This window comes from Exiguobacterium sp. s141 (assembly GCF_018618085.1).
Lineage (GTDB): Bacteria > Bacillota > Bacilli > Exiguobacteriales > Exiguobacteriaceae > Exiguobacterium > Exiguobacterium mexicanum_A.
The window spans coordinates 31450-56351 of sequence record NZ_JACSLJ010000003.1 but is presented as its reverse complement, the minus strand read 5'-3'; the positions used below and the strand labels follow the sequence as shown (position 1 = coordinate 56351).

Sequence of the window (24902 nt, the reverse complement as noted above, 5' to 3'; positions counted from 1 at the left end):
AGAGGTGGAATGATGAATCGAATATTAGTAGCCGAAGATGAGCATGCGATTCGCAGCTTTATCATCGTTAATTTAAAGCGGGCCGGATTCGACGTCTTTGAGGTGACAAACGGACGCGAGGCGGTCACGGCGTTTGATCGTGAACCGTTCGATGTCGTGTTATTGGATGTGATGATGCCAGAGATGGACGGTTTTGAGGCATGTGCGGCCATCCGTGATTTAGATGAGAATGTCGGCATTATCATGCTGACGGCGCGCACACTCGAAGAAGATAAGATTGAAGGGCTCGGCCGAGGGGCGGACGACTACATCGCCAAGCCGTTCAGTCCCGGCGAACTCGTGGCGCGGATTCAAGCACTCCTCCGACGTGTCGAGAAAGTGAAACGAAAAGAGAAGAAGCGATTGAAGTCCGGACCGTTCGCCATCGACTTGGCAGCGAAGCAAGTGACGAAGTATGGGCAGTCGATTGATTTGACCCCGACCGAATACGATTTGATTTGTCACCTCGTCCAAAACGAGGAAGTCGTCTTATCACGTGATGCGCTGTTAGATGCCGTTTGGGGCATCAATTACTTCGGGGACAGAAAGACGGTCGACGTCAACATTCGTCGTCTCCGTCAAAAAATTGAAGATGATCCGAGCCACCCGGCTTATATCGAGACACTGTGGGGGCACGGGTACAAATGGCGGAGACATGACGGATGAAGCAACAGCTCGTCATTCGGATTATGCTCGTCATGACGTTCGTGCTCGTCTTGCTCGTGAGCGTCTTGTCGTACGGAACGTACCGCTACTACTATGAATATGAATCAGAGGCCTTACTTAGCCATGCGACGACGAGTGCCTATCTCTATCCCCAGGCGCAGGTCGGTTTTGAAACACCGAGCGCGTTCTCGGTTCTCGTCCGGACGTTCGGGTATCCAGGCACCGATTTGACGATTGTCGACCGGACCGGTCAAATCATTAAAACGACGGGACAGCGGGCGCAGCAGGCGGCCTTCACATCGGTACAACTGCAAGACCTCGCCCGCGGTGAGTCCGTCGTCCAAGATTACGATGCGGAAGGGAACCACTATTTGTCGGTGACGAGTCCCATCATCACGGACGGCACGAGTGAATTCGCCATCAGCTTCACGCGGCCGCTCGCCGATCTCGATACGTTGATTCGCGAGATTTGGATGGCTGTCGTCATGATTGGCGTCTTGATTTGGCTGGTCGCGCTCTATGCCGTCATTCGGATTGCAGACCGCTTCGTCCGACCGATTCGAGACATCATTGAGACGGCTGACGAGATGGCGCAAGGTGATTTTGACGTCGAAGTCTATTCCAATGAAAAACATGAGCTCGGGGCACTGGCCCGGACGCTGACGTATTTAGGAGCGAAAGTGCAGCAGCATCAGTCGACGCGAAATGAATTTCTATCGAACGTGTCGCACGAGTTGCGGACGCCGCTCACTTCGATCAAAGGGTGGACCGAGACGATTCGCGGTGGGGACGAGAAAGTGTCGGAGGAGACCGAGCTCGGTTTGAGCATCATCCATTCGGAGACGGAGCGGATGATTGGGCTCGTCGAGCAGTTGCTCGATTACACGAAAATTGAAGAGAGCCGGCTCGTCTTGTATCGGCAAGAACTCGACCTCGTATCGCTGTTACGGAAAGTGACGATTCAGTTGAAACAGTCGCTCGAGGATAAACAGATCACCCTCATCGAACGGTACCCCCAAAAATCGATTGGACTGTTTGATGAGAACCGGTTGAAACAAGTATTTTTAAACTTACTCGAGAACGCCATTCGCTTCTCACCCGAAGGTGGGACGTTGACCGTACGGTTCGTGCAATCGGAGCGGGTCGCGTTCATCTCGATTATTGACGAGGGGCCTGGTATCTCACGGGATCACCTGCAACGCATCACGGAAATGTTCTATCAGGCGCAAGTGACGAAAGGCAGCAGTGGTCTTGGTCTCGCGATTGCGAAGGAGTTGATCGAGGCGCACGAAGGAAAGCTCGTCATTGAAAGTGAGGTCGGTCATGGGACGACGGTGACTGTTTTGTTACCGCTCGACCCGAGCGAACTGCATTAAAAGGGTTAAACCTTCCGAATTCAGGATACATGTAATTGTATGTAGAATGAGGGAGGTTTTTTTCGTGGCAACGAAATCATTGAAGCCATTGTCAGGTAGTCCGAACGCTGTCTCGACCGAAACAGAAATTGAGGCGCTACGCATGGAGCCGCTCCCATACGGGCAAGACCGTGCTGAGAGCATCGAGACAATGAAGATGGTGATGGGGCAACTGCCTCGGACCGAGCTCGTCAAGGAGACGGATGACACGCTCCATTATGTCGTCACGTCGAAAATGATGCGCTTTAAGGATGACGTTGAATTCCGATTCGACGATGAGACAAGACAGATTGAATTCCGCTCGGCATCACGACTCGGTCACTCTGACTTTGGGGTGAACCGGAAGCGGATGCAGGATGTGAGTGAACGCTATCGGAGGTTGATGAGATGAAGGATTATCAGTTGATTGTGATTGGTGGTGGCGCGGCCGGGATGACGGTCGCGGCTGGTGCTGCAAACTTAGGCGCAAAGGTCGCCTTGGTCGAGAAGAAAAAACACCTTGGTGGAGACTGTCTTCACGTCGGGTGTGTCCCGTCGAAAGCGCTGATTGCCGCTTCGAAAGAAGCGAGTAGCATGATGCAGGCGGCGCGTGTGCTCGGAGCTGAGTTTGATGGCCGCGACCATTACCAGACGACGAAGGCGCGTGTCGATCGTGCCCGTGCCATCATCCAAGATCATGACGGAACGGAGCGTTTCGAAAAACTTGGTGTCGATGTGTATATCGGCGAGGCATCATTCCAAAGCCCGTACGAGCTTAAAGTCGGAGACGATTTGTTGATTGGGAAAAAGTTTGTCATCGCGACCGGATCGAAACCGACCGTACCGCCGATTGATGGATTGGACAGTGTTCCGTACTTAACGAACGAACAAGTTTTTGAAGAAGAGACGCTGCCAGAAAGTATCATCGTCATCGGTGCCGGCACGGTCGGGCTTGAACTTGCCCAATCGTTCGCTCGTCTTGGAAGCCAAGTGACCGTGCTTGAGGCACAGGACACGTTCTTACCGAAAGAAGATGAGTCTGTCAGCAAATTGCTCCGCTCCCAGCTCGAGATGGCGATGCGTCTGAAAATCGGGGTGAAAGTGAAGCAGATTGCGGAAGAGGACGGACGTATTCACGTCACGACTGAAGTCGATGGAGAGACCGTGACGTATGAGGCTGACAAACTGCTCATGGCGACGGGCCGTAAACCGAGAATTGATGAACTACGGCTCGACCGGGCGCATGTGAACGTGAAAGACGGGTACGTTGATGTCACTTCGACATACCGGACGTCCCAATCCCACATTTTCGCGATCGGTGACACGATCAAGACGTTACCGTTCACCCATGCGGCCGGAGAAGAAGGGAAAGCCGTCGTGGCGAACGCCTTGTTCGGACTATGGAACAAGGTCGACTACACGAAGATGCCGTGGATCACGTTCACGGACCCGGAAGTGTTCCACGTCGGCATGACCGAGGCCGAGGCACGTGAGCGTCACGGCGATGACGTCGAGATTTTTGAAGCGAAACTGTCTGAGGTCGATCGGTTCGTCGCCGACCGTCAAGAGACAGGATTCGTCAAAATCATCACCCGGAAGAACGGTAAGATTATCGGTGGGCACGCGGTCGGAATGACGGCCGGGGATTGGATGCAAATCGTCGTCTATGCGATGCAGCGGGGTGATAAGATCGGCAAGCTGTCCCGGATGATCTATCCGTACCCATCGCGTAGCGAAGCGGTCAAGAAGGCGGCCGACTTGTACTGGCGGAAACGTTTGTTCAACAGTCCGCTCACTGAGCTCGCTCGTAAATATTTCGAATGGACCCGATAACGAAAAATCCCACTCTCGACAGAGTGGGATTTTTTTATGGTAAGACGATCGTTTCGAGCATCTTCGGTGAGCCTTCTGATAAATCGACGAGTGGTTTAATCAATACTTCGACCCGGCGGTTTTTCGAGCGCCCTGCTTCGGTGTCGTTCGTCGCAATCGGCTTATATTCCCCGTAGCTCGCAAGTGTGAACTGCCCAGGGTTCAAGGCGTCGTTCGTCAACAAGCCGCGCATGAAAGCCGTGGCCCGGGCTGAACTGAGTTCCCAGTTCGACGGGAAGCGGGCCGTGTTGATCGGGATGTTATCGGTGTGACCCGATACGACAATCTCACGGTTACCGGCTTTTTCCAGGATACCGCTAATCGAGCCGGCCACCGTTCTAGCCTCGGCGTCAAGCGTCGCTTCCCCCATACTGAACAAGGCTCGGTCTTGAATCGTCAAAACGAGACCGCTCGAGTTGATGGTCGCTTCAATCTCTTGTTCGAGCCCGTTCTTTTTGATGTATTGATTGACCTCTTCTTTTAACTCATCCAGTTTGGCGAGCTCATATGTCCGAGGATTCGCTGTCGTATCTGTCTTGTTCGTACGGCTGATGTCACTGTTCGAAGCGGTCGACGCTTGGAACACGCTCGTCCCGCCAGAGAACACTTGATTAAAGGATTGAGACATTTTCTCGAGCTTCGTCTGGTCGATGTTACTCGAGGCGAACAAGACGATGAAGAGGGCGAGTAAGAGCGTCAATAAATCGGCGTACGGGATTAACCAACCTTCCGGGATATGTTCCTCATGATCATGCTTCTTTTTGCGCTTCATAGTCGGCTCGCTCCTTTGGAGACAAATACACAGACAATTTATCTTCTAACGTCTTCGGAGACTCCCCACTTTGAATCGAGAGAATCCCTTCAATCATCATCTCTTTGATGATGACCTCGCTCTTCGAATACTGCTTCAATTTATTGGCGAACGGGAACCAGAGGACGTATCCTGTGAAAATCCCGAACAACGTCGCGACGAACGCGGCTGAAATCGCGTGACCGAGCTTTTCGATATCAGACAAATCTTTTAGGGCCGCAATCAACCCGATAACGGCTCCGAGAACCCCGAGTGTCGGCGCATACGTGCCGGCTTGGGTAAAGATGTCCGAGTTCGCTTTATGGCGTTGCTCCATGTTCTCGATATCGCGCGACATGACCTCGGCGATATATTCGGACGGTTGGCCGTCGATGACCATCATCATCCCTTGTTTCAAGAACGGCTCTTCGACTTGTTCGAGCGCTGTCTCGAGCGACAAGAGTCCTTCTTTACGCGCTTGCGTCGACAAGTCGACGAACTGTGTCAACAGCCCGGATTTACTTGGCAACTCCTGCTTTTTGAAGAGAATTCCGAACAACTTCGGTACGTTTTGCAGTTGTTCTTTGGAGACGGCGATACTGACTGCGGCCGCTGTCCCGACAAAAATGATGACGAGTGCTGCCGGGTTGATGAGCGGGGCAATCCCGGCTCCTTTCAATACCATCCCTCCGACGAGGGTGAGGAACCCAAGTATGAGTCCTACTAACGTGACGACATCCATGTCTATGTTTTCCACCTTTCTAAAAAAAATCAGGAGACAAAAAAGCGAGAGACTTAACTCGTCTCCCGCAAATGCGTTCCCGATGGTTAAGCGCCGTTTTCGTCAATCAGCATTTGAATGCTGATATTTCGTTCTTCACGCTCTATATCGGTTAACACGTCGTATTTTTTTAATAATGCGTACAATTGATTCACAACTTCTTGATCGAGTGACCAATGTAGCAGTTCTTCAAGTTGGAAATAAAGATGGGCGGGCATACATTGTGACTGACGCTCCAACCTTCGCGAGACATCCGTTAGCGAATGATCTACCGTACTAGGGTCCACGGTTTCATTCAACCTCCTCAACATTCTTAAAGTCTATCTCTCATATTACCAAAAAAATCGACAAACAGTTAGCGATACATTTTTCTAGTTGGCAATTTTAAAAGTGAGGAGTAATATGAGCCTTAGAAAACTAGATATGAAGGAGATAGCGAGATGCGACATCGATTGACCGTGCGGGAAATGCGCATAAAACGAATTGAAGCGCTCTACCGGCTCGTGTTTGAAAAGCCGGCCCGTTTTATCGCGACTGGATTTTTACTCGCCATCTTGACTGGTGCGACCCTGCTCTACATGCCGTTTGCACAGACGCAACCCGTGTCGTGGATTGACTGTCTCTTTATCGCCACGTCGGCCGGTACGGTGACCGGGTTGTCGACGATTGATATCGGCTCTTCCTTCAACACGTTCGGCGAGCTCGTCATCGTCGCCTTGATTCAAATCGGAGGTCTCGGCTTCATGACGGTCGCTCTCATGTTACTCAGCGTGCTCGGGAAGAAAATCGGTTTAAAGCAGCGCATCTTGCTCCAAGAGTCACTCAACTTGTCGGGGCCTGGCGGCACGGTCCGGCTCGTCCGCAACATCGTCTTCACGACACTGATCGTTCAGTTTCTAGGCATGCTGTTTTTAACGTTCGAACTGTACAGCACCGGTGATTATCGCTTCGGCGAGGCATTGTATTATGGCTTCTTCCATGCGGTATCAGCGTTCAATAATGCGGGGTTTGCCCTTTGGCCAGACAGTTTGATGCAATTTGAACAGAATACGGCCATCGTCATCACGATTGCCGTCCTCTTGATGATTGGAGGGCTCGGCTTCACGACGATTGCGGACGCGACCGAGGTGAAGCGCTGGAAACGGCTCGCGCTGCATTCGAAAATCATGATTGCGTCACTCGCCATCGTCAACGGCATTGCCTGGTTCGCGCTCATGCTGTTTGAATGGGTGTCGACGGAAGGGAGTTTATATGGACGCCCGTTCGGTGAAGCGTTGCACGTTACTTTCTTCCAGGCGGTGACGACACGGACGGCCGGTTTCAACACGGTCGACATCTCGACGATGGCGCCGATTTCGATTGGCGTCATGATCATTCTTATGTATATCGGGGCCGGCGCCGCCTCGACAGGGTCGGGGATTAAAGTGACAACGGTGGCTGTCATTTTGGCGGATATGTGGGCGTTCATCGTCGGGAAGAAAGAGACGGTCATCTTGGAGCGGACGATTGACGCGTTTCAAATTAAAAAGGCGTACGTCGTGGCCATCACGAGTTTCTTCTTTATCTTATTGATTACCGCACTGACCATCTTGACGAACGGTCATATTCCGGCGACGGCGCTCTTGTTTGAGACGGTCTCGGCGTTCGGGACGGTCGGATTGTCGCTCGGAGTCACAACAGAATTGAACGATGCGGGCAAAAGTCTCATCATGTTCATGATGTTGCTCGGACGTGTCGGCTCGTTGACCATCCTGTTCACGGTTGCGCGCCAGATGGATCGAAAGATTCGCTATCCAAAAGAGAAGTTGTTAATCGGATAACACACAAAAAGCCCTGGTCAGGGCTTTTTGTGTGTCTCATAATAGGCGACGACTTTCGGCAGATAATCCTTCAAATCCGGACAGACGATATCAGTACCGCTCAGTGCGCGGAGCGTCTGCGTCGTATCGAAATGGACTTGATGCTTGAAGTAGGCGAGCAGCTCGCGCGGAACCCCGTAACGTTCCGACAGATACAGCGCCGAGAATCCGGTCTCCGCGACCGCATGCGGGATTGTCCCGCGTGGAGAGCGACCGAACATCTCTTCATGAATCATGCGGTACACTTCGCGGGCCCCGTGCGGGAACGGGTCGGTCAAATGGAACGTCCGTTTTAGACCGACCGGGGCGTGGGCGAGGTAAGCGGTCGCCTCGACGACATAATCGTACGGGACGAGGTTCACTTCGATATTCTGTCGTCCAATGTACGGCAGCGGGGCGGCTTGGCGGAGTTGGTCCATCAGCTTCAAGACGAAGTAGACCCCGTCAAACTTTTTCGTCTCGCCGGTCTCGCTATGGCCGATGACGATGCCGGGACGGATGATGGTCACCGGCATCGAACCGAGCTCCCGCGAGACGATGGCCTCGGCTTCATACTTCGTCGCCTCGTAATGATTTTTAAAGCGGACACGGTGCCATAACTCGTTCTCATAAACGGTGCCCTGACGGCGTCCGGACACATAGGCGGTGCTGAAGTAGACGTATCGTTTCAAGTGCGGGGCCCGTTTCGCGAGCGAGGTGATGTGTTTCGTCCCAAGCAGATTGATGCGATACCCGACATCATAAGGGATGCTCAAGTCGTACGCAGCGGCCAAGTGAAACACGTAATTCACTTCACGTTCGATGACCGAGCGCATGATCGGGTCGAGCACGACTTCAGGCAGCGTGATATCGGCCTCGACGAGCACGAGTTGATCATCTCGTAACGATGTCGCTTCCAACAGCTCCTGTTTTAAAGCGAGTGCCCCGGAACGTTCGGTCGGGAGGTGGAGCGCGTAAATCGTTCCGATTTGATTCGGCAAGGTTGCGAGGTGCGTAATCATCTTTCCGGCTAAAAAGCCGGGGAAACCGGTGAAAGCGTAATGGTTCATATTGTCTCCTCCGCTAAGTCCAACGTGAACGTGAATGTCGAGCCGACGCCGACGCTCGACTCGACCTCGATACTACCGCCATGTGATTCGATGATTTCCTTACAAATTGACAGCCCAAGACCCGTCCCGCCAATTTGACGTGTGTCCGAGTTGTCGACGCGATAAAACTTTTTGAATAACTCTTCGAACGCATGCTCGGGAATCCCGATGCCGAAGTCTTGAATGGAGACGTGGGCTTGGTTACGTTCATGGCGGACCCGTACCTCGACTTCGTGGTGATGAGGCGAGTACTTGATTGCGTTCGAGAGCAGGTTGATGATGACTTGCTCGATGCGGTCTTTGTCGGCGATGAGGTGAAGCGATTCATCGGCGTCATCGAAATGAATCGAGTGATTGCTCGTCTCGCGGAAGCGTTCGACAACATCGCGGACGAGTTCGTTCAAGATGAAGTGGTCTTTTTTATACTCTTGATTGCCGTCTTCCATTCGTTGAATATCGAGAAAATCGTTCAACAGGTCGGTCAGTCGCTTCGCTTCCTTCGCCATCGTCTTTAAGTAGCGCTCACGCTTTTCGGGGTTCAAATCGCGAGTGAGCATCAATTCGATATATCCCGACAGTGACGACAGCGGGGTTCTCAGTTCGTGGGACACGGTGCTGACCAATTCGTTTTTGATTTGGTCCATCCGTTCTTCTTCGGTCCGGTTGCGAAAAACAAACAAGAACCCACTGTCCATTCCGATTTGGCGTTTCGTATCCATACCAGTCCCATACATCTCGTAATATTGCTCGTCCCGATCATTCGGTTGCGGAATCGAGAAGCGCATTGACACTTCTCGCGCCGATCCGTCGAGCAACAAATCGATTTTTTTCAACATCTCGGTGCGGTCACGCGCGCGGAATGTCGTCAGGAGCGGAATTCGCTCTTGCATCTTGTTCGGGGCGATACCCGGCAAATCGAGCAGACGACGGGCGTGCACGTTCATGAAGAGGACGCTGCCGTTCGATTCGGTCAAGACGAACGCTTCATTGGACGCCTGTAAAATCGATTGGATGATATCCCGTTGCCGGGCGATGGCGTTCTTCTCCCGCTCGAGCATGCGCTCGACTTTCTTTCGGTCGCTGATGTCGCGCATGACGGCGACACGAAGCGTCTGGCCTTGGAACGCCACTTCTTTCGGGTACACTTCCATCTCGAGGAACGTCCCGTCCTCACGACGGCCGATGACCTCATACGGTGTCTGGATATGATTGCGAATGCGGCGCAACACATCGGCCCGGTAGCCTTCGGCGATGAACTCGATCGTTTGACGGCCGACCATCTGTTCGGCCGGGATGCGAAAAATCGTTTCGGCCGCCTTGTTCGCGTCTAAGATCGTCCCGCCTTCATGGAATAGCACGGCTTCGATGACTGATTCGGCAAACATGCGATAGCGTTGTTCTTTATGAAGCAATTCGCCTTTCAAGGCGATCTCAGGACTGACATCGAACACGAAAAAGAAAAATCCGATGACGCATGCCTGCTCATAGACAGGGTGCATGAACAGTTTTCCGACGAAATGGGTCCGGTCTTTTCGTTGGAACTTCCATTCACGGTCGCCTCGGTCTAACGCCACACGCAGCATCTGTTCGAATGACAAGAGCCGCTCCGTCTCGTCTTGATAGTGGGTCCGCTTCTCGCTCAGTTCTCTTGACTCGAACAGACCAAACGGGGTCATTTCATAGAGTACTTCGTGCGGCGCATATCCGAACAGTTCGGTCGCCCCTTTATTGAAGCGATTGATCAACAGATTGGCATCGGTCATGATCATCGCCATATCAAGCTCAGTGTGCATCATGGCTTCGAACGCGTTATGTTGGACCGTCACCCGTGTATCGAGCGGGAGCGGCTCGATTGAGAGGATGTAGACGTCACCATTGGGGATGGCGTGAATCCGGATCGTCGGCATCTCATACGTCCAAGATAGTCCTTGCTCCATCCGTCGTGACAGCTCCATCGTGATCGGTGACTGGTTGACCATATGAAAGATGTTTGATCGCGTTTGTAAGTCTTCAGGGAATTGCTCTAAAAACGGACGGTTTGCTTGGACGATTGTCCCATCCGTCGTGATTAACGCTACACCGTACGGTAAGGCGTGTAGCAGTTCGCTTTGGAGATGTCCTCGGTTCTCCATTAACGATGATCCCTCCTTCTCTATATCAAACGGGTACATCTTCAATACATTCGACAGCTTCCCCTTTGTTTTCCTGCCTTCAAACGGTAAAGTGAAGATAAGAACACATAGAGAGGGCGATGGACGTGAAAGGAATGGGGCTCAGCTTAATGATTGCCCTCGGGTTATGGTGGTGGGATGCACCGATTTGGAGCATCATCGCTTGCGTGGCAGTCGGCCTGCTTTGGCTCATTTGGCGGATGCGTCTCTCGACGATCCACCGCATCGACCGGATGGACGGCCGAGAATTTGAACTATTTTTAGAGGAAGTGTTCACCGCGCTCGGGTACACCGTGACGGTGACCCCGGCGTCACGTGACTTCGGGGCGGATCTGCTCCTTGAAGCAGAAGATGGATGGTCGATCGCGGTCCAAGCGAAACGCTATGAAAAGGCGGTCGGACTCGAAGCCGTCCAGCAAGTCGCGGCGTCTGTTCCATACTATGGCGTGAACGAGGGCTGGGTCGTGACGAACTCATCGTATACCGATAGTGCGTACGAATTGGCGGAACCGAATCAAGTTCGTCTGATTGCAAGAATGGAGCTCGAACAGTTGCTAAAAGAGGCCGGTTTTAAGCGATAAAATCAGGCGTGTTCACAACTTTGACAGAATGGCGGATTGTGTCGAAGAAAAAGGGGTTGTCTTTTTCATCAATCGATGCAATAATCATCTTCGTCATATGAAATATGTAGTCGCTGAAACGAGAAAAGGCGGCTAGCAGTACCAATTTGGGGGTTTCATAGAAAGACCAACCAAACACACACAAATCCAAGGTTGGAACGTATTAGGAGGAAAAGCGGTGCGCAAATTAATTTATGTAAAAGGTTGTGTCTTTACGCAAGGCGAAGCAACCATTTATGACGAGACAAATGATGCGATCGGATCTGTTCACCGCGACGCGGAGGGCAGTGTTCAAGTGCACAACTTGTCAGGCCGTCAAATCGCTCACGGGAAGTACATCCCGAACTGTCAAAAGTGGGTCGTCATGAACCACGACGGGCAGGCGATTGGTCAGTTGAAGGACAAATTCTCGTTATTCGGGAAAAAGTGTGAGTACAACGTCTATGAACGCGGTCTCTATACGATTCAATACGATGTCGAGCGCTATAAGTTCAGCGTTCGAGACAAAGCAGGCAAGCTTGTGGCGGAACTCCGCAAACAAGAGGATGACTGCTTCTGCTTGACGAAAGAGGCCGACCAACTCTCGATGTTCGAGTTGTTGTCTGTCCTTAAAACGTTGACAGTAAAATCACGGATGCCCATCGCGGTATCAGTGTGACCAATATGACGAACACCAGTCACGGCGACTGGTGTTTTTTTATGAAAAAAAGCTCCATTTGACGTGGTCAAATGAAGCGATTCAAATAATGTTTGGCCTCGATCTCGAGGGTCGTCACGCGGTGCGCGTATAAACAGAGTTTAAGGACGTGCAAGATGTTCGGATGGGTATAGCCCATCTTCTCGATCGAACGCTTCGCACGGGTGTCGAGGAGCTCGATCGGGCTCGTCGATTTGGCGTACTCGGCGTAGAGACGATAAAAGTCGATCGGTGAGATGAGGTCGTCTTCATCACGGTCAGGGTTGTTGAAGATGAGCGCCAGGAGCGAACTCGTCTCTTCTAGCGAGAACAAGTGCTTCAAATCATCGAGTAAATAAATGATGGCCGCTTGTTGGAGCGAGTACTTTTTACCGACCCGGGGCACTCCGATGATTTTCCGGACCTCTCGTTTCGTCCAGTTTTGGATCGTGGTGGCGGATAAGTGTTCCCCCGTCAACGTGTTCGCCAAAGCAACGATTTGATTGATCGACAATCCGTTCTTTTCAATATGAAACAAATGAATTTTGCGAAGTTCTTTCGGGAAATGCTCACGCACGTCCTCTGGGAAGAGAGAGATGGCCCGGTCTACGTCGCCAACCCGCATATAATGAAGGCAATCAGCCAAAGTTTGAATCGAAATTGCGTCGCGCATACAGGCATCCTTTCTATAGCCACCTACGTCCGTTGGCTATACAGTCATTTGACCTCATTCTACCAAATGTTTGAAAAGGAAGCTAGGCTATCGCCTGATTAAGGTATAATGGAAACGTATAAAAAAATGTAGATAAAGGTGGTCCAACGATGAATGAATGGGTCAGTTCCATCCTGTCCATCGTCATTGTCCTGGTGTTTCTCGTCGGTCTTGAACAGATTGGCAAACGCCTCGGCTGGACGGATGAGACAATTCGAAAGAGTGTACATATCGCGGTCGGCCATTGGTCGCTGCTTGCAGTCTGGTTAATGGAGACTTGGTACGTCGCAGCCGTCCCGCTCGTCTTCTTCACGTTTGCGAACGCATTGCTTCTTTATAAGAGTCCGTCACCGGTCCACCAGACGGAGCGCAAATCACTCGGTACCGTCTATTATCCGATCGCCTTGCTCGTCATCCTGTACTTTTTCTTCGAATCGGAGCCGCTCGCTTTTTTGGCCGGATCGCTCGTTTTGGCGTGGGGAGATGGGTTGGCCGCTCTGATTGGACGTAAATATGGTACAGTGACGTACGACTTATACGGACAGAAACGCTCGTTTCAAGGGAGCATGGCCATGTTCCTCAGTTCGTACGCTGTCCTCTTTTTATTGTTTTTGTGGGATGATGTTCCACTTTGGCAAGTGGTAACATATGGATTCATCATTTCCATTATCGCTACGTTGACAGAAGCGATTTCGTATCGGGACTGGGATAATTTCACAATTCCTATCGTGGTGGCAGTAGCTACATCATTATTGCTATAAACTAATTGCTTCGTTGTAAAGAAAACGTTGCTTGTCACCCCTGTCAAAGATTTGTATACTGTGTTTCGTACTGAAATCATTCAGTGACGTGTTTGCCTCTCTCTTGACGAACCGAGGCATGCTTAAAATAGAACGTAAAGGATTGAGGCAACGCATGAGCTTTTTAGACCAACTACTTACTATCATTCCGGCCGATCGCGTCAACCAAGACGAACCACTGTCGGCACACACGTATACAAAATTAGGCGGGAAGGCCGATTATTTCGTGGCCCCGCACACGTACGAGGAAGTACAAGCCGTGCTTGAACTTGCTCATCGCGAGAGCGTCCCGTTCATGATTCTCGGGTTTGGATCAAACTTGATTGTCCGTGACGGCGGCCTTCGCGGAATCGTCTTGAACTTGAACGAGTTGAAAACGATTCGTCGCGATGGGAATCAATTGATCGCCCAAGCCGGCGCGGCCATCATCGATGTGTCACGCCAAGCGCTCACCGAGGAACTATCAGGCTTAGAATTCGCCTGTGGCATCCCGGGGACGGTCGGTGGCGCGGTCTACATGAACGCAGGCGCCTACGGTGGAGAGACGAAAGACGTCATCGCGAGCGCGGTCGTCTTGTCACCAGAAGGCGAACTCATGACGCTCACGAAAGAAGAGCTCGACCTCGATTATCGGACGAGCCGAGTTTCTAAAGACGGGCTGATTGTCCTCGAAGCGACGTTCGAACTCGAGCCGCTCGGCTATGAGGCGATCAAAGAAGTGATGGATGACTTGACGCACAAGCGCGAGTCGAAACAACCGCTTGAATACCCATCGTGTGGTAGCGTTTTTAAACGACCGCCTGGTTATTTTGCCGGTAAATTGATTCAAGACTGCGGCCTGCAAGGGAAGCGGATTGGCGGGGCGGAGGTCTCGCTCAAGCACGCCGGATTCATCGTCAATATCGATGAAGCGACGGCGACTGAATATATCTCGCTCATCCGTCACGTCCAAGCGACGGTGAAGGCGAAGTTCGAGATTGAGCTTGAACCAGAAGTCAAAATCATTGGTGAGGATATCGCCGTCGAAAACGCATAAGCACGAAAACGCTCGAACCAACCAGTTCGAGCGTTTTTTGATGATGTGACGACATAAAAACCGACAGAACTATTCTGTCGGTTTGGTCCTTACGCTTGTAATTGTTTTGTGACCGCTTCAGCAGGCGCCACGAACGTGTAGCCGAGGTCACGCGCGACAGCCTCATACGTGACTGTCCCGTCGATGACATTCAAGCCTTTGAGTAACGCCGCGTTTTCACGAAGCGCCGGGAAAATCCCTTTTTGAGCGCACTCGACGATATACGGCATCGTCGCGTTCGTCAAACCGAGCGTCGACGTCCGTGGGACAGCACCTGGCATGTTGGCGACGGCATAGTGTTGGACGCCGTAGCGCTCATACGTCGGTGCGTCATGCGTCGTAATATGGTCGATCGTCTCGCAAATCCCGCCTTGGTCGATGGCGACGTCGACGATGACCGACCCAGGTGACATCTGTTGCACCATTTCTTTTGTGACGAGTTTCGGTGCTTTCGCGCCTGGGATGAGGACGGCACCGATGACGAGGTCACTGTCCGCCACTTGTTTGGCGATATTGTAGCTGTTTGAGATGAGCGTATTGATCGTGTTGCCGAATTGGTCGTCGATTTGGCGAAGACGGGCTGGGCTGATGTCCATGATTGTGACGTTGGCACCGAGGCCGATAGCGATGCGGGCTGCGTTCATCCCGACGACACCGCCCCCGATGACGGTGACGTTCGCACGTGGTACGCCAGGCAAGCCTGACAAGAGAATCCCTTTTCCACCGTGCGGTTTTTCAAGGATTTGGGCCCCGATTTGAGCGGCCATCCGTCCAGCCACTTCGCTCATCGGCGTGAGGAGCGGCAACGTGCGGTCGATCTCAACCGTTTCGTAAGCGATCGCCGTCACGCCTGAATCGACGAGTGCTTTCGTGAGTTCTGGTTCGGCTGCCAAGTGCAAGTAGGTGAAGAGCGTCAAGTCCGGACGGAAATAACGATATTCAGACGGTTGCGGTTCTTTTACTTTCAACGCTAATTCGACGTTTCCCCAAACGTCTGCGGCTGTGTCGACGATTGTCGCCCCTGCATCGACATACTCCATGTTCGTGAAGCCGCTCCCGACACCGGCTTCCGTCTCGACGAGAACCTCGTGTCCAAGCTCAGTTAATACGGCTGCACCCATCGGCGTCAAGGCGACGCGGTTTTCATTGTTTTTGATTTCTTTCAATACCCCGATTTTCATGTAAAGTTCCCCTTTCTCTCTACTGACACAATTTGTTCACACCTCTAGTATAGACCCATCCGAAAACGCTGTCTTTAGCATGGATTCTAAAAATGACAATGCCCACTTTGTGAAAAATCACAAAGCGGGCATCAATCATCTTGTCGGTATTGGCCTGCCTTGATGGCGAGGTAAACAGCGGCTCGTTCGGGCAGTGAGACTTGCGTAATATTCGTCAGTTCCTCGATGCGGCGAATCCGATAGAGCACGGTGTTCGGGTGGATGTGAAGATGGGAGGCGACGCGTTTGACGTTCCCGTCAAAATAGAAATACCACTCGAGCGTCGTGACGAGCTCGGTATGATGGGCGACATCATATGCCTGCAAACGCTCGATGGTCGGATGCGTTTCGAGCCGAAGCCCGATTCGGCGAGCGAGATCTGGGACGAGCTGATAAATCCCAATTTGTTCGAACGTGTGCGTCGCGGCAAGCTCATAGGGGAATTTCCGACGAAGCGACGTGACCTGTCGTGCTTCTTCCATCGCGGCATACAGCGTGTCGCTCTCAAAGAAACGACGGCTGACGCCTAAACGTGGATCGACTTCCGTGAATTTCTCTCGGAGCTGTGTCTCGAAGCGATTGGCCCACTGCAAAAGTGCCGTCTCTTCCTCGGCTAACTCCGATTTCATATAATGCCAGACGAGGAGCTGTTGACCATCGATGGCGTGCAGCACGACCTCGATCGCTTGTTGGGTCGCGAGAACATAAAACAATCGCTCCGCCAGCTGTGGGGTGATCGGTTGGCTGCACTCGATGATGGTGAGTCGGCTGGCGACAGCAATCGGAGCGAGTTCATTCAAACGATCGCGATGAGCGGACGACAAATTGGGGCTGGCCAACACTTCTAAAAAGAAACGCTCGAGCTCGGCATCGATGCGCCGCTCATGCATGGCGATGGTCATGAGCAATTTTTTAGCGATGCTCGCGCCTTCTTTTAACACAGTGAGCTCTTGTTCCGAGAACGGGGTCGTTCGGGCGAGGCTCCAAATATAACCGAGCACATCGTCCTGTTGTTTGATAACGACAGCGGCACGTTCGCCTAAACCGACAGCCATCCGGGCTGGGATGACGACCGGTTCGTCTCGGTCGATCACTTCTTGCAGGATTCCACTTTCCCATAAGTCCTCGATGACCGCTTCCGGCACACGACGGCCGATGATGGTCGCGATGCGGGCCGGGTCGGTCGAGTCGGGGTGGGTGCTGTAGGCGAGCAACTGATGGTGGCGATTTTCAATCGTGATTGGGGCCCGAATCGCTTGTCCGATTGCTTCGGCGAGCGTATCGAGCGATTCATAAGATTTCTGCAAAAAAGGCATGTCGATTCCTCCTCTCTCTCACTATACCGTCTCTGTTGTGAAAGTTCACAAAAAGATGGTGAGTTTTTAGAAGGAGGGAACGACATGCCTGCATCATTCACATTAAATTGGGAAAAACAGTCCGACCACAAGACCGAGTAAAGCCCCGACGATGACTTGGAACGGGGTATGACCGACGAGCTCATTTAAGATGGGTGTCTCGTGCTTGATTCCTTTGAAGTAGTCGTTCAACAAACGGGCCTGGAATCCGACCGCTTGACGAACGCCGGTCGCATCGTACATGACGATCGTCGCAAAAATCAAGGCGAGTGCGAACATACTGGAATCGATTCCTTCGACTCGACCGATGACGGTCGCTAAGGCGACGACGGTCGAAGAGTGGGAACTTGGCATCCCACCCGAGGCAAACATGATTTCTAATTCAAAATCTCGTGTTTTAATGAGTTCGGTTACGAGCTTGGCTGCTTGTGCGATGAACCAAGCGAGCAAGGCGGCGAGTAAAGGTTCGTTAAAGAGCAATCGATTCACTTCCTGTCTGACAATGGTATCTACACTATACCCGATTCTGTCATCGGCTAGACGTAAAGTTTCTGTCAAAAAAGCACCTCGAGCATAGGCTCGAAGTGCTTTCTGGTCGATTTTTGTTACCCGACGACGCCTTCAGTCTGCTGAAGTTTGTCCGCGATATTCTCGATGATATAGCGGTTACGTGGATGCTCCTGGCACTCTTTCGAGCATGAACGCATTTGTTTCGGTTCACACTCTTCACAACAGAAGTGTTGAGCATTACACACCGGGTTGGCACAATTAACGTAGCGGACCGTCTTCGTTCCGCAGTGCATGCACTCCGAAACAACGGACGGGTTGACCGTGTTGACCGGGACGTTGATGCGCTCGTCAAAGACGTAAAGCTCACCTTCCCAGTCTTCGCCTTTCGTGGCGTCGTCTTTGCCGTACATGGCGACGCCGCCTTTAAGGTGGAAAATGTTGTCGTGACCTTGGTCACGCATATATGCGGTAAATTTCTCGCAACGGACGCCTCCGGTACAGTACGTGAGTAAGGTTTTCCCTTCGTAGAGGTCCTTGTTCTCTTCGAGCCAATCTGGCATGTAACGAGAAGCCTCTACGTCGATTTTGATCGCATTTTTAAAGTGACCAAGATCGTACTCGTAGTTGTTACGAACATCGAGGATGACGACATCGTCGCGATTCATCATCTCTTTCCATTCTGCCGGTTCGAGGTACGCACCGTGCTGTTTAGGAACGTCGAACTCACCATCAAAGCGCCACGTCACAAGCTCTTTCTTATGACGGACAAAGATTTTTTTGAACGCATGCTCTTCGACTTCATCGATTTTGAACTCGATATCGCTGAAAAGCGGGTTCGCTTTCAAGTCGTTCATGTATTGCTCGGTCTGTTCCCAAGTCCCAGAGCACGTTCCGTTGATTCCTTCGGAAGAAATCAAGATCCGTCCTTTGATGCCAAGGTCCTTACAATACTTGAGGTGCTCTTGTGTGAGCGTTTCTGGGTCTTCGATGTTGACGTACTTATAGTACAGCAAGACCCGCATTGGTTTTGTTTCCATGTTATTACTCCCCTGTGTTCAGTTTTTTGCAGGAAAACGAACGTTGGGTTGTGTCGTTCGACGAGCGGACTTGCCTGCAACCACAAGTCCATATTATATGATAGATATCACAGCGAAATTTCGCAAATACTTTTTATTTTTTTTACTGGCGTGCAGGGGGATGCGTCTTCCTGAGCGAAATCGGGTAAAAGGTATTAATGAAAGTCGAAGGTGGAAACTGATATGCTCACATCACTCCAACAATGGATTATCCAACTGATTGAATGGCTGCAAGAGCTTCCGGGAGGCCCATGGGCGGGACTAGGGGCGCCGTTCCTTGAGGCGATCTTTCCATTTCTTCCGCTCGTCCTCATCATTTCGGCGAACGCGGCCACGTATGGGTTCTTGCTCGGGACGTTATTGTCTTGGGTCGGTAGTTTACTAGGGACGATTCTTGTCTTTACAGCCGTCCGTTACGTATTCCGTAAACCGATGACACGGTGGCTCGAAAAACATAAACAAGGGGTATATTGGCTGGAACGCATCAACCATATGAGCCCGATCTCGCTTGGGTTTTTATATTCGCTCCCGTTCATCCCGGTCAGTTTGATCACATACTTACTTGCCCTCATTCAAATGCCGCTTCGGACATTCATCATGGCGGCGGGGTTCGGGAAACTGCTTGTCGTCTTGATTTTTTCGGTCATTGGTGACCAGTGGGAAGAGTTTATTCAAAGTCCGTTCCGCTTATCGATGCTTGGACTGTTACTGTTTATCCTTTGGGCGATCAGCCGTGGTCTCGAGGAATTGCTCAAGCGGCGCGCCTTCAAAAAACGCAACGAACAACTTCAACGTGAACGTGAAACGAAACGTCAAACGACCCTTCGAAACTAGTGCTTCAAAGGGTCGTTTTGGTTAGGCGCGCTTTTTGAAACGCGGGAAGTTAAAGACGATGGCCAGCCCTCCGCAAATGAAGAGCAGGAATGGATAGAACATATACGGGACGAGCGCTGGTGACGCCGTATTCGTCAATTCGGCGGCGATGAGCAACTGTGCCCCATAAGGCAACAGGCCTTGGACGCCACACGAGAAGATGTCGAGCACACTCGCTGATTTCTTTCGCTCGATGTCATACGTATCGGCGATATTGGCGGCGAGCGGACCGGCCACAAGAATCGAGATCGTGTTGTTCGCCGTCGCGACGTTGGTCGCGCTGACGAGCCCGGCGATGCTCCATTCGGCACCGGCACGTTTTTGAATCCGCGACGTGAGCGCGTCACGCAAGTAAGTGAGCCCGCCGTTATGTGAGATGAGTCCGACGAGTCCGCCCATGAGGAGCGTCAAGAGCGAAATCTCGGCCATACCCATCATCCCGTCTGCCATAGCCGTGACGTATGAAGTGACAGCCAAACTCCCATCGATCAAACCGATGATGCCGGTCAAGGCGATCCCGCCAAGCAAAACGAGAATGACGTTCAACCCGGTCAAGGCGAGAGCGATGACGGCGAGGTATGGAATGAGTTTATACCATTCGAACGCGGCTGCATCGACAGTCGATTCTCCACTCGATAACACTGATAAGAGGACGATTGTGATAAGGGCGGCCGGGAGGACAATCCAAAAGTTGGTTCGGAATTTGTCACGCATATTGGTACGCTGGGTCCGGACGGCAGCGATTGTCGTGTCCGAGATGAACGACAAGTTGTCCCCGAACATGGCACCACCGACGACGGCAGCCGCCGCGATGGCGATATTGACGCCACTTTCTTCGTGGATACCGAGCGCGATCGGGGCGAGGGCCGCAATCGTGCCGGTCGATGTGCCCATCGCCATTGAGATGAAGGCCGCGATGACGAACAGGCCGCTCAAGAGGAGCGAAGGCGGTAATAACGTCAATGCCGCATTGACGGTCGCATCAATCGCCCCGATTGCTTCGGCGACGCTTGAAAACGCGCCGGCGAGCAAGAAGATGAACACCATGATCAAGATGCTTGGGTTGCCGGCGCCTTGGGCGACACGTTCGACCGTCTGGGTGACGCTTCCTTTCGTCATCATCGCCGCGACGATGACGGCAATCAAGGCCGCAATCAAGACGGGAAATTTATAAAAATCGTCATAGTAGATGCCTGCCCCGATAAAGAAGACGAGGAAGACGAGCAAAGGCAATAGTGCCCATTTGTTAGCTGTCGGTTGTTCCAATCGATTCACCTCATTCATAAAATAAAAAGAGAGCCTTCTGAAAAAAGGCTCTCTCTACAAGAAAACACTTTTTTCATCTTTCGAGCAGACTGCTCGCTGGATTTGGCACAGGTTACCCGCTGCCGAGACGTCACTGGGCCAGTCCCTCAGTCTCTCTTGATAAAAAAGTTGTGATATTTAATTATAAGACACGTTCCCTAACGTACTTGTTTCAAATCCGCTTGTCAATAGCAAACCCCCACGCGGTGAACGTGGGGGTGAGTCAGGTCGTTAAGAAATTGTAATGGGCGACGCGGTTGCGTCCGGCGTACTTCCCGCCGACGTAGAGGGCCCGGTCAGCGTTACGAATCGTATCGTCGAGGCGTTTGTCACCGAACGCCTGAATCGTGTCGACACCGATCGAAGCGGTGACGGGGATATCGATCCCGTCGACGTGGAACGGTTTGTTCTCGATTTGTTGCCGGATTCGTTCGGCGATTTCGATTGCCTGTTCGACATCGCAACGGTTCAATAGCAAGATGAACTCTTCACCGCCGTAACGGGCGGCAAAATCTTCGGTGCGGAGTGCCTGGCGAATCCGCCGTCCAAACTCTTGGAGCACACTGTCCCCGACTTGATGTCCGTGCACATCGTTGATTTTTTTGAAAAAGTCGATGTCGAGCATCGCGACCGAAATCGGATACATCGAACCGTCCGAGATTTGTTGAATCCCGTATTCGTAAAACGCGCGTGCATTGGCGAGGAGCGTCAAGCTGTCGGTCCGACTTTCCGTGTAAAGACGGTCGCGCTCATGGCAACGGCTGATCGTCCGGTTGAACGACTTGAGAAGTTTGACGATTTCACGTTGGATGGTCGGGGGATACCCATAGACGTGTTCACCCGTCATGACGAGCCACGTGCGAATCCCTTCGATCTCCTCGGACCGAACCGAGATGAAACTATGATAGTCGTCGTCAAATTCGTTCGACAGTGGTGCGTCCCATTCGAAGCGCATCTCATATTCGACCGAGGCTTCGTTCGGATAAGCGTGATCGAGCAAATCGAACACGATGTGACGATCAATCGGCTGACGCGTCTTCAAATCAAAGTACAGGGTACGGTCGAACAGTTTAAACTCGACGAACCCTTCGTCATAGTGATTGAGCCGCTCACATTGACTGAGAAACACTTCGATGGCTTGCGCCTCGCTCTGCGATAACGACACGGCTTCTTTTGCCTCATCATACTGTTCAATCAACGATCTAAAGGCGTCTTGCCGGCCTTTTTGGATGATGAGCCGCTTGATGAAGAACGTCAACGCGGCAGCGATGCTGCTGACGACGAGTAAATTCGTCTCCCGGAACAACGAGGCCGCCAAAATGAAGACGAGACTGACGATATACGTATAAAACGCGATGCTCAGAAAATCGCGGACCGGGATGTCGACGCGGAACCACCAACCGACTTGATACTTTTGCACGACCGTGTTCAAGATGATGGCCAGAATCAAACCGGCGAGCGGCAGGAACGAGTCTTGAGAATAGAAGCCGAGACCGGTTACACCACCAAGTGCCAAGTAAACACCGGCTGGGATGGCAATCTCCAAGAAAGACGTGATGGCGTTCCAAGGATACGTGAAGCGGAAGCGTCGAAGCGCGACGCGCGGTTTCAAGTTGACGAACTGGAAGACGAGGAGACCAATCTGATTGACGAAAAGCGCCGTCTCGAAATCAAAAAACAAGAAAATGATGAGGACGATACTTTCCGAAAACGTGAAGTAGACGCCTTTCCGTTCGATGGAGTCCATTTGAAAAATGATGACAAGGAGCGCGATCAAGATGAACGGCAACGGCTCGATGGCGGGTATGTTCAATACGCCTGTGGCGAACAAGGTGATCGTCGATATGAGTAAAACACTCCATATGCTCCAACCAAGGACGGACATCTTGCGAAAATGGTTCATGGTTCCCTCCTATATGGGAAAATTCGATATGTATGGTAGGAGATTCGGCACAATCATGCCCGAGTCCTGCCTATTCATCATAATGGCGGAATTCTAGCATTGAGTCTATATGAAATATCCTCTATAATGAAATTGCTTTTCAACCACATAGACGAAAGTCGATGAAAAAGAGAGTAACGATCGTTCCGTCAACAAAGCGACCTAGGGATTGGTGAGAGCCTAGGCTGACAAACATCGCGAAACGCACTTTTGAGATGCTGCCCGAACCTTAGTAGGCGTAGCCGGGGGACCCCCGTTATCACCGATAAAGCGGTCTGCGTCAAGCAGGCAAGAAGAGTGGTACCGCGGGCCATCCCGTCTCTTTGCATCTGTGCAAAGGGCGTTTTTTTTATGAAAATTTTATAAGGAGGAATTGTAATGAGTTATGAACGCAAATATGCGGAAGCCTTGTCCCGTGTCATCGGGGACGAGTTGACGCTTGACCAAATTGAAGCTCTAATTGAAAAACCAAAACATGAGGCACACGGGGACCTTGCTTTCCCTTGCTTCCAACTCGCGAAAGCCTACCGGAAAGCGCCGGTCATGATCGCGACTGATATCGCGAACGATTTGAACGATGAATTGTTCACAAAAGTCGAGGCGGCTGGACCATACGTGAACGTCTTCTTGAGCCGTGACGTCGTGTCACAAGAAATCATCAACATGGTGCTCGACGAAAAAGCGGACTATGCGACGCATGCGACACGCAACGAGACAATCGTGACCGACTTCTCGTCACCGAACATCGCCAAACCGTTCTCGATGGGACACCTCCGTTCAACGGTAATCGGGAACGCCATTAACCAGATCGCCCGTAAAAACGGCTACGACGTCGTTGGGGTCAACCACCTTGGGGACTGGGGGACACAGTTTGGAAAACTGATGGTCGCCTATAAAAAATGGGGCAACGAGGAAGCGGTACGTGAGCATCCGATTGCCGAATTGTTGAAGCTTTACGTTCACTTCCATGAAGAGGCGAAGACGCAACCGGAACTTGAGGACGAAGGCCGTGCTTGGTTCAAGAAACTTGAAGACGGCAACGAAGAAGCGACAGAGCTATGGACATGGTTCCGTGACGAGTCGCTCAAAGAGTTCCAAAAAGTCTACGACTTGCTCGGCGTCGAGTTCGACAGCTTCCACGGGGAGGCGTTCTACAACGACAAGATGGACCGCATCGTCGCCATGCTCGAAGAGAAGAACCTTCTCGTCGAAAGTGAAGGGGCGATGGTCGTCTCACTCGAAGACGAGAACTTGCCGCCATGCTTGATTAAAAAGAAAGATGGCGCGACACTTTACGCGACACGTGACTTGGCAGCGGCCGTTTATCGTCATGAGACGTATAACTTCGTCCAAGCGAACTACGTCGTCGGCGGCGAACAGGCGCTTCACTTCAAGCAGTTGTTCTCGGTCCTCCGTAAACTCGGCTACGACTTCGTCGATGGCATGCACCACGTGCCGTTCGGTTTGATTTTGCAAGAAGGGAAAAAGATGTCGACACGAAAAGGTCGCATCGTCTTGCTCGAGGAAGTGCTGAAAGAAGCAATCGAGAAAGCTCAAGGCAACATCGCCCAGAAGAACCCAGAACTTGCGAACGCGGACGACGTGGCACGTATGGTCGGTGTCGGCGCGGTCATCTTCCACGACTTGAAGAACGAGCGCATCAACAACATCGAGTTCGACCTCGACAGCATGCTCAAGTTTGAAGGCGAGACAGGCCCGTACGTGCAGTACACGAACGCGCGTGCGAACTCGCTCCTCCGTAAGGGCAACTACGACGGTTCGACATTCACGGGTGCGGATGATGACCACACGTGGGGCGTCGTGACGATGCTCAACGCGTTCCCACACGTGATCACACGTGCCCATGAGCGCCGTGAACCGTCGATCATCAGCCGTTACGTCCTCGACTTGGCGCAATCGTTCAACAAGTATTACGGCCATGTCCGTGTACTCGAAGAAGATGCTGGTAAACAGTCGCGTCTCGCCCTCGTCAAAGCGGTGACGATCGTATTGACAGAAGGACTCCGTCTGATCGGTGTTCAAGCTCCAGAAGAAATGTAAGCACAAATAAGGGACCC

General features: G+C 51.9%; 23 protein-coding genes, 1 riboswitch and 1 other annotated feature. Of the genes, 11 read left to right on the top strand and 12 right to left on the bottom strand.

Translation table 11 applies throughout. The annotated features are described in order from the left end of the window. Nucleotides 1–12 precede the first annotated feature (12 nt). From KNP74_RS08695 to KNP74_RS08680, 4 genes are all read left to right on the top strand, one after another. Nucleotides 13–705, top strand: coding sequence for a response regulator transcription factor (locus KNP74_RS08695; protein WP_214764046.1), 693 nt, complete (start codon nucleotides 13–15; stop codon nucleotides 703–705). Then, nucleotides 702–2081, top strand: a complete 1380-nt coding sequence (locus KNP74_RS08690) for a sensor histidine kinase (protein WP_214764045.1) — start codon at nucleotides 702–704, stop codon at nucleotides 2079–2081. Before KNP74_RS08695 ends, KNP74_RS08690 begins: the two co-directional genes overlap by 4 nt. A 64-nt stretch (nucleotides 2082–2145) precedes the next feature. Continuing rightward, complete coding sequence (locus KNP74_RS08685; protein WP_205729343.1) at nucleotides 2146–2511, top strand: DUF1499 domain-containing protein; 366 nt, start codon at nucleotides 2146–2148, stop codon at nucleotides 2509–2511. Next, on the top strand, nucleotides 2508–3932 hold the full coding sequence (locus KNP74_RS08680) for a dihydrolipoyl dehydrogenase family protein (protein ID WP_214764044.1): 1425 nt from the start codon (nucleotides 2508–2510) through the stop codon (nucleotides 3930–3932). The genes KNP74_RS08685 and KNP74_RS08680 overlap by 4 nt, the downstream gene beginning before the upstream one ends. Before the next feature lie 34 nt (nucleotides 3933–3966). Here KNP74_RS08680 and KNP74_RS08675 read toward each other — a convergent pair whose 3' ends face one another. From KNP74_RS08675 to KNP74_RS08665, 3 genes are all read right to left on the bottom strand, one after another. After that, nucleotides 3967–4743, bottom strand: coding sequence for a flagellar motor protein MotB (locus KNP74_RS08675; protein ID WP_021068126.1), 777 nt, complete (start codon nucleotides 4741–4743; stop codon nucleotides 3967–3969). Further along, nucleotides 4721–5503 carry a flagellar motor stator protein MotA gene (gene motA, locus KNP74_RS08670; protein WP_021068127.1) on the bottom strand — a complete coding sequence of 261 codons (783 nt, stop codon included), beginning with the start codon at nucleotides 5501–5503 and terminating at the stop codon, nucleotides 4721–4723. Before motA ends, KNP74_RS08675 begins: the two co-directional genes overlap by 23 nt. Before the next feature lie 86 nt (nucleotides 5504–5589). Continuing rightward, nucleotides 5590–5781: a hypothetical protein gene (locus tag KNP74_RS08665; RefSeq protein WP_242686684.1), complete on the bottom strand. Its 192-nt coding sequence runs from the start codon at nucleotides 5779–5781 to the stop codon at nucleotides 5590–5592. 201 nt (nucleotides 5782–5982) lie between these two features. Between KNP74_RS08665 and KNP74_RS08660 the strand changes: the two genes are divergently transcribed. Beyond that, a complete protein-coding gene (locus tag KNP74_RS08660) occupies nucleotides 5983–7362 on the top strand; it encodes a TrkH family potassium uptake protein (RefSeq protein WP_214764043.1) in 1380 nt (459 codons plus the stop codon). A 17-nt stretch (nucleotides 7363–7379) separates the two neighbouring features. On the opposite strand, the gene KNP74_RS08655 is transcribed toward KNP74_RS08660, so the two are convergent. Next, a complete protein-coding gene (locus KNP74_RS08655) occupies nucleotides 7380–8450 on the bottom strand; it encodes an SDR family oxidoreductase (protein WP_214764041.1) in 1071 nt (356 codons plus the stop codon). Then, nucleotides 8447–10621 carry a PAS domain-containing sensor histidine kinase gene (locus KNP74_RS08650; protein WP_214764040.1) on the bottom strand — a complete coding sequence of 725 codons (2175 nt, stop codon included), beginning with the start codon at nucleotides 10619–10621 and terminating at the stop codon, nucleotides 8447–8449. Before KNP74_RS08650 ends, KNP74_RS08655 begins: the two co-directional genes overlap by 4 nt. Nucleotides 10622–10740: 119 nt before the next feature. On the opposite strand from KNP74_RS08650, the gene KNP74_RS08645 reads away from it, so the two are divergent. Together KNP74_RS08645 and KNP74_RS08640 are read left to right on the top strand one after the other, a co-directional pair. Continuing rightward, a complete protein-coding gene (locus KNP74_RS08645; protein WP_233005248.1) occupies nucleotides 10741–11241 on the top strand; it encodes a restriction endonuclease in 501 nt (166 codons plus the stop codon). A gap of 217 nt (nucleotides 11242–11458) precedes the next feature. Next, a complete protein-coding gene (locus KNP74_RS08640) occupies nucleotides 11459–11938 on the top strand; it encodes an LURP-one-related family protein (protein WP_034780813.1) in 480 nt (159 codons plus the stop codon). A 67-nt stretch (nucleotides 11939–12005) separates the two neighbouring features. On the opposite strand, the gene KNP74_RS08635 is transcribed toward KNP74_RS08640, so the two are convergent. Beyond that, a complete protein-coding gene (locus KNP74_RS08635; RefSeq protein WP_034780815.1) occupies nucleotides 12006–12629 on the bottom strand; it encodes a DUF1836 domain-containing protein in 624 nt (207 codons plus the stop codon). A 149-nt stretch (nucleotides 12630–12778) separates the two neighbouring features. On the opposite strand from KNP74_RS08635, the gene KNP74_RS08630 reads away from it, so the two are divergent. Together KNP74_RS08630 and murB are read left to right on the top strand one after the other, a co-directional pair. After that, on the top strand, nucleotides 12779–13429 hold the full coding sequence (locus KNP74_RS08630) for a diacylglycerol/polyprenol kinase family protein (protein ID WP_034780817.1): 651 nt from the start codon (nucleotides 12779–12781) through the stop codon (nucleotides 13427–13429). 154 nt (nucleotides 13430–13583) lie between these two features. Beyond that, the gene (gene murB / locus KNP74_RS08625; RefSeq protein WP_034780819.1) at nucleotides 13584–14504 is read left to right on the top strand and encodes a UDP-N-acetylmuramate dehydrogenase; all 921 of its coding nucleotides are present in this window, start codon (nucleotides 13584–13586) and stop codon (nucleotides 14502–14504) included. An 89-nt stretch (nucleotides 14505–14593) separates the two neighbouring features. Here the strand turns inward: murB and ald are convergent, their stop codons facing one another. The 4 genes from ald to trhO form a co-directional block, all read right to left on the bottom strand. After that, nucleotides 14594–15724 carry an alanine dehydrogenase gene (gene ald / locus KNP74_RS08620; protein ID WP_034780820.1) on the bottom strand — a complete coding sequence of 377 codons (1131 nt, stop codon included), beginning with the start codon at nucleotides 15722–15724 and terminating at the stop codon, nucleotides 14594–14596. 131 nt (nucleotides 15725–15855) lie between these two features. Continuing rightward, nucleotides 15856–17079, bottom strand: a complete 1224-nt coding sequence (locus KNP74_RS08615) for a PucR family transcriptional regulator (RefSeq protein ID WP_138860053.1) — start codon at nucleotides 17077–17079, stop codon at nucleotides 15856–15858. 102 nt (nucleotides 17080–17181) lie between these two features. Then, nucleotides 17182–17607, bottom strand: coding sequence for a divergent PAP2 family protein (locus KNP74_RS08610; RefSeq protein WP_131471602.1), 426 nt, complete (start codon nucleotides 17605–17607; stop codon nucleotides 17182–17184). A 116-nt stretch (nucleotides 17608–17723) separates the two neighbouring features. After that, nucleotides 17724–18665, bottom strand: coding sequence for an oxygen-dependent tRNA uridine(34) hydroxylase TrhO (gene trhO, locus KNP74_RS08605; RefSeq protein WP_214709309.1), 942 nt, complete (start codon nucleotides 18663–18665; stop codon nucleotides 17724–17726). Between the two features lie 222 nt (nucleotides 18666–18887). Here trhO and KNP74_RS08600 point away from each other — a divergent pair, with 222 nt between their 5' ends. After that, nucleotides 18888–19538 (top strand): TVP38/TMEM64 family protein, encoded by a 651-nt coding sequence (locus KNP74_RS08600; protein WP_214764039.1) that lies wholly within the window; start codon nucleotides 18888–18890, stop codon nucleotides 19536–19538. Between the two features lie 21 nt (nucleotides 19539–19559). Here KNP74_RS08600 and KNP74_RS08595 read toward each other — a convergent pair whose 3' ends face one another. Both KNP74_RS08595 and KNP74_RS08590 read right to left on the bottom strand, forming a co-directional pair. Further along, nucleotides 19560–20843 (bottom strand): Na+/H+ antiporter NhaC family protein, encoded by a 1284-nt coding sequence (locus KNP74_RS08595; RefSeq protein WP_251130142.1) that lies wholly within the window; start codon nucleotides 20841–20843, stop codon nucleotides 19560–19562. A 70-nt stretch (nucleotides 20844–20913) separates the two neighbouring features. Further along, a riboswitch (SAM riboswitch) is annotated at nucleotides 20914–21009 on the bottom strand. A 96-nt stretch (nucleotides 21010–21105) separates the two neighbouring features. Further along, nucleotides 21106–22785, bottom strand: a complete 1680-nt coding sequence (locus tag KNP74_RS08590) for a GGDEF domain-containing protein (RefSeq protein ID WP_251130132.1) — start codon at nucleotides 22783–22785, stop codon at nucleotides 21106–21108. Between the two features lie 152 nt (nucleotides 22786–22937). Next, nucleotides 22938–23150, top strand: a binding site (T-box leader). Between the two features lie 52 nt (nucleotides 23151–23202). Here KNP74_RS08590 and argS point away from each other — a divergent pair. After that, complete coding sequence (gene argS / locus KNP74_RS08585; RefSeq protein WP_034780833.1) at nucleotides 23203–24885, top strand: arginine--tRNA ligase; 1683 nt, start codon at nucleotides 23203–23205, stop codon at nucleotides 24883–24885. Nucleotides 24886–24902 lie beyond the last annotated feature (17 nt).